The following is a 13,867-nucleotide window of genomic DNA, read 5'->3' as shown; positions in this document are numbered from 1 at the left end:
ACCATTCATTTCTCCACATTTTGTCGGGGTGCCGACTGCACCCAGAGGGGAGGTGGCTCCCCTCTGGACACCCCCAGTTCTTTAATCGCGAAGTAGCATACTGAGACCGGGCAGGTAAAACCTATCGGCCAGAGCGGGCGTCCTGCCCGCACTGGCCGGAGCCGTCATCCATGACGCCTCTACGCTTTTACTTAATCTGCCCGGCCTCAGTATTTCGCAATACAAAGAACCAAATAAAAAGCAGGTTGTTTATCAGTCAATAGCCTTATCAGAAGATACCGGCTCGTGGGCCGGTATGACGATGATTTTTGGGACCACAAAACATCCTGTCATCCCGGAAAGTACGTAGTACTTATCCGGGATCTCCATCGTGCAATCGTAGGCTGTAAAAGCACACCTGTTCAGGCATTCAACTTCCAAAAACTGTCTTATTTGAATCTACCCTTCATACCAGTTTTGAACTAGCGTCACCTGCGGATACTCCAGGTCGATATTCCAGGCCGTTTTATAGTCAGTAGAACAGCAAAGCAAGTGAAATAGTCAGTGATATCATGCCCAATCCGCACATTTCATATGCTGATTTTTTATTAATGGTGAAAGGGTGTGTCGTGAAGTACTGTTCGAGCTGTTGAATAACGTTAATGATTGTCGTAGCTGAAAAACTGCCCTTAAAATTAAACAGAGTTTCTTTTTTAGAATCCTTGGATTGATAACCAATGGCTCCGGGTAGGGCTGGCACTTTGATGATTCCGGGTTGTTCGCAATAATTCAGCTGGTTATGCGTTAATGCAGTTTTAAGTGCCGGTGTAAAGTCATCAGCCATACCGATAACCTGGTACGACCGCCTTTGTCGCCAGCATTTAACACCTAAATAAATGGTTACCGCCAGCAGAATAATTTCTTTGCCTTCCAGGCTACCGGTTTGCAAAACCCGAACGGCCTCCCGGACAACTTGCACTAAATAGATATAATAAAGCGACATTGCGAGTAGAAATAGCGCAACGATTTGTTTCATACAGAACTCCTTGTCAGATGAAAACTGCCCGAATGATCAGGCCAGATGTTAAATAGCAGACTGTGTTCCTTGTCTGCCTGAACGCGGACGATATATCACCCCGGTAGATTTACAACTACCGGGATGAATATAAGTGCCAGGTTTTTTCTTATAAACCGAGTTGTGATTTACCTTGCTTAAACACAATATCAACCGGGATACTGGCCGCTTTTAATCGGGCCAGATCGGCTTCCAGTTGAGGCTTAATAATACCTTTATCCGCAACCAGCTCAGCTACGCCATCGTAATCGCCATTGCCTTGCAGAGTAAGGATAAGCTCCGATAAGGAAGAAACCGCTTCCGACATTTTATCCATATTTACGCTGTACAGGCCGTCTTCATTGCGGTCAAAAGCGCCCATGGTGGCGAAATAGTTAAACCGAATCATATTGGCCTTGCCGTGGGCACTGGATGCACCAAAGCGCACTGAACGGAAGATCCCCGCCATAAAGGTAACGTAATAATCTTCCAGGATGCCCTCGGTTATTTCACCTTTTTCCAACAGGCTTTGAACCATGTACAGACCCAGAATATCGGCTTTACCTTCTTCCAGTGCCGAGGCGTGCTCTTTAAGTGCAGCCCGAACGGTGCCTTTATCGGTGATAGTGTTTTTGATCCCCAGACCATGGGCCACCTCGTGGAACATGGTGTTGGCAAAAAAGGCGTTAAAGGTAATATGTTCGCGTTGTTCAGGGGCAATTAGGACCTCTGAAATGGGCTTAAGAATATGATCAAACTTGGCCTGCATCGCATTTTTCAGCTGCAGGCGGCGGGTGCCTTTAGCAAGCTGAACCCGCTCATCGTTGGGCAGGTTGATGGCGATGGTTTTGCTACCGGCATTTGAGTGCCCGGCATAATAAATCACATCATAAGCATTAAGATCGGCATCCGATCCGGGTGTTTCCTGTTTGTAGGCCTCGTCAACCGGCAATCCTTGTTGCAGCTCAGGTAGGAATTGAGCATATTTTGCTAATCGCTCGCTCCACGCCATATCTTTGATTAGTACATAAGATTCAAAGGCGGCGCGATAGCCATAGAGTTGGTCTTCATAGGTTTCGATGGGGCCAATCACCAGCTCAATAGGGTTGGTTTTCATATCCATCCAGGCCATGTCCGATGCGTAGTAATCGTCGTTCAGTAAGGCTTCGGCACGCAGTTTCAGGTAGTTTGCGAAGGTCTCATTATCTGCCAGTTCAGATGCCTCTTTGAGTAAAGCTGCGGCTTTTGTCAGTTCTGCCTGATATTTCTCAGAATAGGGCGTGGCAGTTAAATCGCCGTTTTCAGTGCGTTCGACCACCGAGTAGAGGCCATCTTTATCGGCAAATTCGGCCGCTGCGAACTCTGCTTTGGTCATGTCCTGAGGGTAAAACTCAGCGCCGGCGGCTTTTTCGCCGTAGCCACTCAGGTACGGCGCATCACCGTTTAAGCGGTCCCAGGGGCCATAGTTAATGGCCGCAAAAGCTTTGAGTTCCTCATCGCTAAACTGCTGCAGAAATGCTTTTTTATCGCCAAAAAAGGCCTGCTTCCAGAACAGGTCGTCCATGATTTCAGAGGCGTCTATCAGCTTGCTGAGCATTTGTTTTTGATTATCACTCAAGTGAGATAAATCAGCCGTTAGCGGGACCTGGTGATAGATCCCCAGACGACTGTCATCAACCAGCAATTCGGGCGCCGTTGCCTGGTTTGTTGATTGCGGTGACTGTGGCTCTGAACAGCCAGCGAAAAGAAGTGAACTGGCCAGAGCAGTGAGGGCAAATGTTTTTTGCAGTGCTTTGCGCATATTAATTCGTCCGTCGTTTATAAAAGTTGTTGTTATTGTTTAGCATTTTTATCCGTGAAACTGATTTTACCGCTACCTTTGATTCCGGAGGACATTTTTAAATAGCAGCCCGGGCGGTGAAAAGCAGAAACTCTCCCTAGCATAACCAAGCCGTAAAGCAGATGCTATACTCAGATAAGCAACAAATTTCTTTTGCCGACTGCACGAAAATTCCCTGAATGTCATTTTTTCTTTATCCGGACTGGTCGCATGACAGAAATTTAAGCTATGTTATGGTTATACAACAGCAACAAACATTGATTTTCAACAATATAACAGGCAGCGCGCTCCGTTACTGTTAACCGCAACGGATGCGAGAACACACTGACCATCGACAAAGGTAGGAATATGTCTACACAAAATGCGCTACTCACCATTCTGGTTGAAAAGATTAAAAACGATACGTTGGTGCTGCCAACGTTACCCGCTGTGGCGTTAAAAGTACGCAAAGCCGCAGACGATCCGGATATCAACTTACAGGATATGGGTGAGGTGATTGGCCAGGATCCATCGCTGAGTGCGAGGATGATCAAAATTTCTAACAGTGCCTACATGGGGCGAGCGGTAAAAGTAACCTCCATCTCGCAGGCCGTTACCCGCATAGGCCTGAGACAAATCAAAAACATTGCAACGGCGCTGGCAATGGAACAACTGTTCGTTTCAAAAAACGAGCTGGTTGGTGAGTACATGAAAAAAGAATGGGCAAACACCGTTGACGTAGTTGCCAATTCGATGGCGGCATTACAAATGTACACGGCGAGAACCAAGAAGCGCGATTTCACCATTGATACCATGACGTTAATGGCTTTAATCCATAGTATTGGCGTTTTGCCAATTTTAACTGAGGCAGAGCGTCACACTGAGGTGTTTGCCAGCCCTAGCTTCCTCAACGATGCCATCGACAAGCTGGCCCCTAAAGTAGGCGGCAGCATTATGCGAAGCTGGGAATTCGGCGAAGATTTCGTAGTGGTGGCTGAGCGCTGGCACGATCTGGCTTACATTCCTGAAAAGCTAGGCTACATCGACTTTGTGAGAGTCGGCGCGGCATTAGCGGGCCAAATCAACAGTAAGAAAGACGCAGTGCTTAACCTGGCCATTCAGCGTGGTGTGGTGGAAGATGTAAACTCACTGCTGTCTGACGATTTTGCTGAAATGCGGGCTGCGGCTAAACAAATCTTTGCCTGATCCCCCGGGGCCCGTTTAACGGCCCCGTTTATAGTTTTATGGCTTTACCGGCTGTTTCCATTGAGGATGCAGCCAAAGCGTTACTACTCCCGCAAGCAGCCCCCAGACCGGTGCGCTGATTCCCGCGAGGCTTAATCCTGATGCACTGCACAGCAAGGTTAGTATTGCACCCTGCCTGAATGGCGCATCCTGTAAACTGCGCAACAAACTCGATTGTAGGGTGGATAACAGTGCAATGCCTGCCAGTAAGCTGGTTACCACCTGTGGCATCTGAGTAAAAATCAAAGTGATGGTGACGGCAAACAGGCCGGCAAGACAATAGCCAACCCCGGCCACTACGCCAGCCAGGTAGCGCTTGGCCGGGTTTTCATCCACATTGTCGGCCATGCAAATAGCAGCGGTTATCGCCGCCAGGTTAATCATGAAACCGCCAAACGGGGCACTGAACAGCTGCACCATAGCTATGCCCGTTAATACAAACCGGTTGTCTGGCTTATAGCCATGGCTGTGTTGAATACTGATCCCCGGCAGGTTTTGCGACAAGGTAGTAATGAGAAAAAGCGGTAGACCAATACTGATAAGTGCGGCGCCATTGAAAGCAGGCATAACCCACTCAAGGATCGGCAGCGCAAAGCGGATAGGCTTGCTGCTGGTGCCGGTTAGCATCAGTGCGGCCAACGCTGCAACCACCAGTAAAACCAGCATCAGGTAACGGGGAAACCAGCGACTGCCAAGCAGATAAATCAGAATAAACAGCATACTCAGCAAAGGATAGTCCTGAGCGCTGGTAAACACACCCAGACAGTAGGGCAATAAGATCCCTGCCAGCATAGCGGCGGATAGTGCCGGGGGAATTCGTTCAATACCGCGCATCAGTAAACGACTGCGTGCTGCCAAAAGGCTAAGGAGCCCGGCAAATAAAAAGGCACCGGTAATCTCAGCCAGTGAGAAATCACCTGCGGTAGAAATTAAAAAAACTGCGCCGGGCGTCGACCATGCTGTAATTACCGGCATTTTAAAACGCCACGAAAAAAACAGAGTGCTCAGGCCCATTGCCAGACCGAGCACCAGTAACCAGCTTATCAGTTGAGATTCGCTGGTGCCGGCCTGTCTGGCCGCTTCAATCACTATTACCACCGAACTACTGTAACCTACAATGACAGAACTGGAGCCGGCGGCTACGTGACTAAGCTGAAGCGAGTGATTGTGGTTCATGGCCAAATTTACCTGTGTATAAAACTCTGAATGTGCGTTATAACGTACGCTTGAGGTTAATATAGCATTGTGCGTTATAGCGCACAATTGGTGGGCCGTTATTAATCATCCTTGTGAAGCGGTGCTCAACAGTCGTTTCTATTCGTTGGTGCAGGGTTTACTGTGTTGGATTGATGTATACTGTCGCCACAGGCAACAGCTAAATGCCAACAAATTCCAATCAAACCTAAAGGAAACCGCCAATGCTTAAGGACAAGCAATGAGTCTGCAGATATCACCAGCCACCCGCATTATAAGCCTTGATGCGCTACGCGGCGTTGCCCTGCTCGGCATTCTGATGATGAACATTATTGCTTTTGCGTTTCCCCGGGCGCTTTATGATAACCCTTTCGCGCTGGGGCCGTTAAGCGCCGTAAACGAGTGGCAGTGGTTCCTGGTGGAGATGTTCTTCGCAGAAAAGTTTTACGCATTGTTTGCCGCTTTATTCGGCGCAGGTATTGCCATGATGGCAGAGCGCCAGCCTGATCCCATCAATGCTAAGCAGGTGCACTATCGTCGGATGTTCTGGTTGCTGCTGATTGGCTTATTGCATGCCTATGGTTTGTGGTGGGGAGATATTCTGGTGACCTACGCTATTGGCGGCATGCTGATATTTAAGTGCAGAAACTGGTCGGTGAAAAAGCTACTCAGCTTTGGCTTATTCCTGCAAAGTATTCTGATGCTGTTGTTATTACTGGTGTATTACTCATGGGGAGGCATGTCTGACGCCGAGCAACTGGAGGTTATTCACAGTATTAGCCCGCCATTGGCAAAGCTCCAGCAAGAAATAGCCGCCTATCAGGGCAATTGGTGGCAAAGAGCGTCGATGCGGGTTGATACCACGTTGGATTTTCACGTCAATGCACTGATCGCCGTGGAGTTTCGCATGTGCGGCTTAATGCTGATAGGCATGGCGCTGTACAAGCTCGGTATTGTAACAGCGAGCCGGTCACTTAAATTTTACCGGCTAAATGGCATACTGGGCGTCATTATCGGCGCTTTGATATGTGGGGCGGGGGCTTTGCTGAGTAAACAAAATGGTGTGGTGATACCTGAATTTACGACCGTCTACCGGTTTCCCAATTACTGGGGCGCACTGGTTTTAGCCTGGGGATATGTGTGTCTGGTGATGTGGCTGGTGAAAGTGGCCGGCAATAACTGGCAAGGAGCGGTGGTAAACTATCTGGCGCCGGTAGGGCAGATGGCGCTGTCTAATTATCTGCTGCAAACGGTGCTTTGTTGTGCCATTTTTTATGGCTGGGGGCTGGGTTTATTTGGTGAATTACAGCGTAGTTCACTTACCCTGATCGTAATAGCTATATGGGCTGTGCAACTGGGTTTCTCACGCTGGTGGCTGAGCCGCTTCAGTAGCGGGCCTATGGAGCGAGTATGGCGTAACCTGACCCAACGCCGCTGGCAACCAGTGCTGCAGCGAAGGGCCAGGCAGGCTGCTTAACTGTCTTTATCGAGGTCCAGCGCTTCGCTCAGGAAATTAACAAAGGCACACATCTCTGCAGACATCAGGCTGAACTCAGCGTCTAAGCGAGCTGCTACCTGATCCTTAGGAATATCCTGAGTTTCTTCTTTGATCCGGTCGGTAAACTTAATCCGTTTTACCGAGCCGTCTTCCTGAATGACCGCTTCCAACGTTTCGTCGAAATCGAAAGCCACTTTTTGTACCAGTTTACCGGCATCCAGGTGGAGCTGAATTTCTTCGCTGTCCAGCGGCTGATTTTTACAGCGAATAACGCTACCTACTTCATCGGTAGATTTAAACTCCGCTTCTTCCAGTAACTCAATTTTGGCGGGTGGCTTATCGGTTAACCAGTGAGTCAGTTCACTTTGCAGGCTGTGACGAACCAAAGGAACTACCGGCAAAGAACCCAGGGCCTTACGGACCATGGCCAGAAACGCTTCGGCTTTGCCGTCGGCGCTGGCATCGACAATCACTAAATTATCAGCAATTGAGATAAAACCGTTGGTATAAGAATTTTTTACAAAGGCTTGGGGTAACAGGCGGGTAATGATTTCCTGCTTTAGATCCGATTGGGCTTTTTTACCTACTGGTGAGCCGGTTTCTGCCTCAATTTGAGCAACTTTGTCGGCCAGCTCAGAATTAATTACGGAAGAAGGCAGTAAACGTTCCTGCTTCTTCAGCGTGATCCAGTAACGCAACTGCGTCTGGTGGAATAGCAGGGTGTTCTGGCCGGCATCGTGTAACGGTGAGACAAAGCCCATGGTGGCACTTTCCTGGCTGCCACAGGGGCGAAAGGCGAGTTCATTTAACGCCGTTTGTAACTCATCATCATTGAGGGCCAGCGGCTGGGTGAGCCGGTAGGCTTTTATATTCTTAAACCACATAAAGAAGATCTGTCATTTTGAAAAGGCCGAAAGGTTAGCAGCGCGCTGGTAACTGCGCAACTACTGCAGGTGATTTTGCCGGCCGCAGAATGTGTATCAGGTTCGGGCCGGGAAGCGGATTTCGTAGCGCAGGCCCTGGCCGGGCTCACTGCTGGCTTCGATATTGCCGTCGAGCGCCTGGGTTACCAAGTTGTACATTATATGAGTGCCCAGACCACTACCGCCCTGACCACGTTTAGTAGTAAAGAACGCATCAAAGAGTTGGCCTAGCTGATCGGCCGGGATGCCGCAGCCATCGTCCTGGTAGGTCAGCAAGACGTCTTCACCATCTTGTTGTACGGCAATATCAATGTGACCATCGGCCTTGTTCTCAAAGCCATGAATAATGGAATTCATAATCATATTGGTGATGATCTGGGCTATGATGCCGGGCACCGAGCGAATGTACAGGTCATCGGGGCACTGTACATTGACCTCGTGCCGTGTGTGCTTAAAGGACGGGCCAAGGGATTGTAAAATCTCATGCAGGTAATTGTTCAGGTTAAACACCCGTTCTGCTTCACTGGTTTGGTCTACCGCAACTTGCTTGAAGCTGGTGATCAGGTCCGATGCGCGGTTTAAATTAGCCATCAGCAGATTAGTCGTTTGTTCCGCTTCATCCAAAAACGACGCCATGGTTTTATTGGTGAGGGATTTATCCGCATAGTTTTTGCGTACCTCAGCCAGGCGTTCATTAAGAAAGCTGGCGGCGGTTACTCCAACGCCCAGTGGCGTATTCACGTCGTGGGCAATACCGGCTACCAGGCCACCCAGCGAGGCCATCCGTTCAGACTCAAGCAGTTGATCCTGAGCCAGTTTAAGATTTTCCATAGACTGGGCAAGTTCTTTATTCTTTTCCCGCAGCACGTTTTCGACGTACTGACGGTTTTCGTTTTCCTGGCGAAGTTCGCGTTGTTTAGCAATGAGTTCGTCTTTCTGGCGTTCCAAATCCAGCATGATCTGACTCAGCGAAGCGGTTTTCTTAGCCACTTCCTGTTCCAGCAACAGGTTCTGGTCGTCGAGCTTTTTATTCACCCGTTGCAGCTCACTTTGCGTGTTTTTCAACTGTTGCTGGGAGACAATCAGATCATCGATTACCTGGTTGTAAGAATACTGCAGCAGGCGTAGTTCGTTTTCGTCATCGAGGGTCAGGTAGATTTTTGATTGCTCCGGGTTATCCGGATTGAACGCACTCATTTTCTGCGTCACTTCCATCAACGGATCCGACAGCATGCGACGGAAAGCGGTCATAAACAAAAATACCAGAAAAGCGGTTTTAACAATCGCATTGCCGATTAAAAAGAAAATCCCCACTTCGATACGGCCAAAAATAATATCGAAGTTAGAATACAGAGTGACATCGCCCACGGTGGAAGCACGGTTGGAGAATTCAAAAATCAACGGAAAGCTGTAACTGAACAGGCCGCCGTCATGATCTTCGAGTTCGCCGCTGGTGAAGGGCGCGCGAATTTGTGCAATGGTCACGCCTAAATCAGCGATGTAATCGCCATTCTCATCGCGAATTTGAACACCGGTAACAATGGGTAACTCCATGAGTCCTTCGGCAATCGATTGTGCCTGAGGAATGTTTACTTCCCATATGGCCCGGGTAAGACTGGTGGAGAAGGTATTTTTCAGGGTCTGGAGTTCAGATTCAATGTGGCTTTTGGTGCTGAGATACTCAGTAAAAATTTGGCCAATGGTCACAATGAAAGTCAGAAAAAAGTATACCGACAAAACGCGTGTTAGTAGCTTTCTCGACAACCCTGTCTGAACCGACGCCATCTGATACCTATCTAATATTACTGATGAGTTTTTGAACTCTTTCAAGAATATGTGTTAATTGCTGAATAGACAAGTTCTTAGCTCGAGTTCCTGATAATTAGCGCAATGACTAAATCGCCTTCATACTACGCCATGCTTTTTTATATTCAAATCATCTTTACATTTTCGCTACTATTTATTGTTCCCGGTAAGTTTTCGGGCATATTTATTTATGCAATCATCCCAATAAATCAGGTAATCGCAGTCACAAACTTGACATATAAATGTAATCGTTTAATAAAATTGTCACACTCCCTGATAATAATAGCGGCGTTTTGTTATGAGCTGGAAAAAATCTATGTCAAGAAGAGTCTTGTTGGTAGAGGATGAAGCGCCTATTCGCGACATGCTATCTTTTGTGCTGGAACAGTCGGGATTTGAGACTATCGAAGCAGAAGATTACGATATCGCGCAACAAAAGTTGGTAGAACCTTATCCTGATTTAATTTTGTTGGACTGGATGCTACCTGGTGGTAGCGGCGTTCAACTGGCCAAAAGCCTGAAGCAACATGAATTTACCCGGGATATTCCGGTCATCATGCTGACTGCTCGCGGCGAGGAAGACGATAAAATCCGTGGCCTGGATGCTGGTGCGGACGATTACATTACCAAACCGTTTTCGCCCAAGGAGCTGGTGGCTCGTATAAAGGCAGTGATGCGCCGCGTTACACCCACTTCAAATGAGCAACCTATTGAATTTAATGGTCTTAAGTTAGAGCCTATCTCGCATCGGGTAATGGCCAATGACGAAGCGCTGGATATGGGCCCTACAGAATACAAGTTATTGCACTTTTTCATGACGCATCCTGAGCGGGTGTATAGCCGTGAACAATTGCTCGACAATGTTTGGGGCACCAACGTCTACGTGGAAGATCGCACGGTGGACGTGCATATTCGCCGTTTACGCAAAGCCATTGGTGGTCAGGGACACGACGCCATGATCCAAACGGTCAGAGGTGCAGGTTACCGCTTTTCGACTAAGCTTTAATTTGATTTCATCTTTGGGGTAGGTATAGTCTGCCCCATCGTCAGCGCGCAAGAAAGGAACAACCGGGATGTATTACCCCTTTTCGTGGATAAAGTCAGTTGCGCGACTCGTCCTGTTTCTTATCTTCTTTGCGATTATCGGCTGGTACGTGGAAGACATGCTGCTGGCTGTGGCTATGGGCGCCACGGGTTTATTGCTGGTTAATTACTGGCAGTTATTCAAATTAAACCGCTGGTTGTGGCACAGCCGTAAGATGTCGCCACCGTCGGTCAGTGGATTATGGGAACATATCTACGAAGGGATTTACTACCTGCAGCGGCGTAACCGTAACAAACGCAAAGAGTTGGGCGCGCTGGTAAAACGGTTCCGCGAAGGCTCTGAAGCTTTGCCCGATGCTGCGGTGGTGGTGGATTCCAAAGCCTGTATTATCTGGTGCAACCGCCTGGCCCGTCTGGAGCTGGGCTTGCGCTGGCCGTCTGATGCGGGGCGGCGACTGGATAATCTGATCCGCCATCCTGAATTTATTGAGTATTTTCATGCCGGTAAATACCACTTTCCGATTGAAGTGCCATCCCCTCTTAACCCGTTAAAATCTTTCGAGTACCGGATCATGCCCTATGGTGAAGAGCACTTGTTGCTGATTGCCCGGGATGTCACGCGTCTGAGCCAGCTTGAGGAAATGCGCAAGGACTTTGTCGCTAACGTTTCTCATGAATTGCGAACGCCGCTAACGGTAATTAATGGCTATCTTGAAATACTGCCGGATGCCGATGAACAGCTTAATCCGTTTGTGAAAAAAGCTTATCTTGAAATGAGTACCCAGACCCAGCGTATGCAGAGTCTGATTGAAGACTTACTGGTGCTATCCAGAATTGAAGCGAGCTCTGAGCGCGTGTATGAAAACACGGTGGATATGGCGGCGATGCTTAATCAGGTGAAAATCGAAGCCGATGCGCTGAATAAAGACAAGCATCACAACATTGAGTTTCACTTAACCCCCGGGGTGCGCATTTACGGTATTGAAACAGAACTGCGCAGCGCCTGTTCCAACCTGATTTTTAACGCCATCAACTACACACCGGAAGGTGGCAATATTGACGTGTACTGGTCGGTGACCAAAGCCGGTGTGCGGTTTGCCGTAAAAGATAACGGTGATGGTATAGAGCAGCGCCATCTATCGCGACTGACCGAACGTTTTTACCGGGTGGATAAAGCACGCTCACGAAAAACCGGCGGCTCGGGGCTGGGCTTATCCATTGTAAAACACGTGCTGAATCATCATAATTCAAAACTTCAAATCACCAGTCGGGTAGGCGAGGGCAGCGAATTCTTTTTTGAATTTGATGCCGAGATGATTGCCAGCCAGGAGTAATATGCACAAGTTTGCTTTTCTGTTACTGCTTATCGGAGTTTCCGTAAGTGCTGTAGCCAGTGAAACCGGCTACGAGCGCAAGCCCGGTGTGGCAGGCAATATTACCTCTGTGGGCTCTGATACCCTGGCTAACTTAATGACCCTGTGGTCCCAGGAATTTAAAACCCTTTACCCGGATGTGACCTTCCAGATCCAGGCGTCGGGTTCTTCTACTGCGCCACCGGCCCTTACCGAAGGTACCGCGACCATTGGCCCTATGAGCCGGGATTTAAAGCCCAGTGAGCGGCGCGCGTTTATTCAGGCTCATGGTTACCCGCCTACGGTGATCAAGGTGGCCATCGATGCCATTGCTATTTTTGTGGAACACCGCAATCCACTCGAAGGATTAACCTTGCAGCAGGTAGATGCGATTTTTTCCGTTACCCGTTATTGCGGCGCCCAGGAGCGCATTACCAAATGGTCGCAGCTGGGGATCAGTGATTATGGCGATTCGGCACCCATAAGGTTATTCAGCCGAAACTCGGTATCGGGTACCTACGGCCTGTTTAAAATTATGGCGTTATGCGACGGCGACTTTACCAAATCGGTGAATGAGCAGCCGGGCTCTGCCTCGGTAGTATTATCTGTTGCGTCCAGTAAAGGCGGTATGGGATATGCCGCTTACGGGTACAAGACTGCCGGCGTGAAAGCGCTGCCGTTAGGGCATAGCGCAGATAACCTGGTGCCGCTGACCAGCGAAACCGTACAAAATGAAACTTACCCTTTCAGCCGGTTTTTGTATCTGGTGGTAAATAAAGCCCCTGGCGAGCCACTGCCCAAACTGGAGAGTGAGTTTTTGCGATATGTGCTGTCCCAGCGTGGCCAGCAGCAAGTAGCGCGGGATGGCTACTTTCCTATTCGTGAAGATATGCTGAAACGTCAGATGCGAATTATCCGTGGAGCGGGAGCTTACTAATGCAGACGCGATGGAAGCAGTGGGTACTAACCAATCTGTTACGCAATGTGCCGGTAACGCAGCTTTATACTACATTACTGGGCGAGGGGTTTGCCCATGCTGAAATTGTGGCGCTGTTGGGAAATAACCTGCCTCCCGCACAGCAACAGTCACTGGCCCGGCAATTCGCTGCGCGTTACCCCCTGCCGAAATTTATAGCAAAGGAGCTGCCCGACAACGTACAGATAATAGAATCCGAACGGGCACAGTTGTATGCGGTGAAGGATTTTCTGGCGTTGCCGACCTGTGAAAGCATCGTGGCGCTGAGTAAACAGCATCTCAGGCCATCCACTATTACCACAGCCAGCACTGAGGCAGATACCGCCTTCAGAACCTCGAGCACCTGTGACTTGGTAAGCCTGGACAGTGAAATCGCTAATCAGGTCTCTGCACATATTATTGATTATTTTGGTTTTGCCAAAGGCAACAACGAGCCAATTCAGGCCCAGCATTATGCGCCTGGCCAGCAATTTAAAGCCCATACCGATTATTTTGAACCCGGTACCAGTGAATACCGCCAGTTTGCCAGTCAGCTGGGGCAGCGTACCTGGACATGCATGGTGTACCTAAACGAAGTTGAGGCGGGGGGCGAAACTGAGTTTGTTAAACTGGGTAAGTCGTTAACACCTCGCCCTGGTACGGCGGTGATCTGGAACAATTTAGTGCCAGACGGGCGGCCTAATGCCAACACCCTGCATCATGCCCACCCTGTTATAAAAGGTGAAAAAGTGGTGATCACCAAGTGGTTCAGAGAGGCAGTCTGACCACTGTCATAATTCAGCGGGAAATTGCTTGTAAGCCTGCAACAGCGCTAGTCCTGCCGGTTTTACTACTTCGAGCTAGTGTTTGAAAAACAATCATCTACTGAAAAGTAAGAAACTTTTATTACAGTCAAATAGTGTAACAAAAGTGTCATTCAAGTCCGGTAGTCTTCTCGACCAATCCCATAATGTCTAAAAAAGTGGTCTTGGAGAAAT

At 48.8% G+C, this 13,867-nt stretch carries 11 protein-coding genes; 6 read left to right on the top strand and 5 right to left on the bottom strand.

Annotated features, from left to right (window positions below; all coding sequences use genetic code 11):
• Positions 1–511 precede the first annotated feature (511 nt).
• Both C6Y40_RS01100 and C6Y40_RS01095 read right to left on the bottom strand, forming a co-directional pair.
• Positions 512–1,015, bottom strand: coding sequence for a hypothetical protein (locus C6Y40_RS01100; protein ID WP_105932931.1), 504 nt, complete (start codon positions 1,013–1,015; stop codon positions 512–514).
• Between the two features lie 148 nt (positions 1,016–1,163).
• Positions 1,164–2,834, bottom strand: coding sequence for a dipeptidyl-peptidase 3 family protein (locus tag C6Y40_RS01095; RefSeq protein WP_105932930.1), 1,671 nt, complete (start codon positions 2,832–2,834; stop codon positions 1,164–1,166).
• Positions 2,835–3,221: 387 nt separating this feature from the next.
• On the opposite strand from C6Y40_RS01095, the gene C6Y40_RS01090 reads away from it, so the two are divergent.
• On the top strand, positions 3,222–4,058 hold the full coding sequence (locus C6Y40_RS01090; RefSeq protein WP_105932929.1) for an HDOD domain-containing protein: 837 nt from the start codon (positions 3,222–3,224) through the stop codon (positions 4,056–4,058).
• Between the two features lie 36 nt (positions 4,059–4,094).
• Here C6Y40_RS01090 and C6Y40_RS01085 read toward each other — a convergent pair whose 3' ends face one another.
• Positions 4,095–5,273, bottom strand: a complete 1,179-nt coding sequence (locus tag C6Y40_RS01085; RefSeq protein ID WP_105932928.1) for a benzoate/H(+) symporter BenE family transporter — start codon at positions 5,271–5,273, stop codon at positions 4,095–4,097.
• Positions 5,274–5,532: 259 nt separating this feature from the next.
• Here C6Y40_RS01085 and C6Y40_RS01080 point away from each other — a divergent pair, with 259 nt between their 5' ends.
• A complete protein-coding gene (locus C6Y40_RS01080) occupies positions 5,533–6,768 on the top strand; it encodes a DUF418 domain-containing protein (RefSeq protein ID WP_105932927.1) in 1,236 nt (411 codons plus the stop codon).
• On the opposite strand, the gene rdgC is transcribed toward C6Y40_RS01080, so the two are convergent.
• Together rdgC and C6Y40_RS01070 are read right to left on the bottom strand one after the other, a co-directional pair.
• Positions 6,765–7,673: a recombination-associated protein RdgC gene (rdgC, locus tag C6Y40_RS01075; protein ID WP_105932926.1), complete on the bottom strand. Its 909-nt coding sequence runs from the start codon at positions 7,671–7,673 to the stop codon at positions 6,765–6,767. The genes C6Y40_RS01080 and rdgC overlap by 4 nt on opposite strands.
• A gap of 96 nt (positions 7,674–7,769) precedes the next feature.
• Complete coding sequence (locus C6Y40_RS01070; protein ID WP_105932925.1) at positions 7,770–9,497, bottom strand: sensor histidine kinase; 1,728 nt, start codon at positions 9,495–9,497, stop codon at positions 7,770–7,772.
• A 337-nt stretch (positions 9,498–9,834) separates the two neighbouring features.
• On the opposite strand from C6Y40_RS01070, the gene phoB reads away from it, so the two are divergent.
• From phoB to C6Y40_RS01050, 4 genes are all read left to right on the top strand, one after another.
• Complete coding sequence (gene phoB, locus C6Y40_RS01065) at positions 9,835–10,524, top strand: phosphate regulon transcriptional regulator PhoB (protein ID WP_105932924.1); 690 nt, start codon at positions 9,835–9,837, stop codon at positions 10,522–10,524.
• A 67-nt stretch (positions 10,525–10,591) separates the two neighbouring features.
• Entirely contained in the window at positions 10,592–11,896 is a 1,305-nt protein-coding gene (gene phoR / locus C6Y40_RS01060; RefSeq protein ID WP_105932923.1) for a phosphate regulon sensor histidine kinase PhoR, read from the top strand.
• A 1-nt stretch (position 11,897) separates the two neighbouring features.
• Positions 11,898–12,851: a PstS family phosphate ABC transporter substrate-binding protein gene (locus C6Y40_RS01055; RefSeq protein ID WP_105932922.1), complete on the top strand. Its 954-nt coding sequence runs from the start codon at positions 11,898–11,900 to the stop codon at positions 12,849–12,851.
• A complete protein-coding gene (locus C6Y40_RS01050) occupies positions 12,851–13,654 on the top strand; it encodes a prolyl hydroxylase family protein (RefSeq protein WP_105932921.1) in 804 nt (267 codons plus the stop codon). Before C6Y40_RS01055 ends, C6Y40_RS01050 begins: the two co-directional genes overlap by 1 nt.
• The last annotated feature ends 213 nt before the right edge of the window (positions 13,655–13,867 follow it).

The sequence above is a fragment of the Marisediminitalea alba genome (assembly GCF_002993365.1).
In the GTDB taxonomy this organism is placed as follows: domain Bacteria; phylum Pseudomonadota; class Gammaproteobacteria; order Enterobacterales; family Alteromonadaceae; genus Alteromonas; species Alteromonas alba.
The sequence above is the reverse complement of the archived record's forward strand: the minus strand, read 5'-3'. Positions and strand labels throughout refer to the sequence as shown.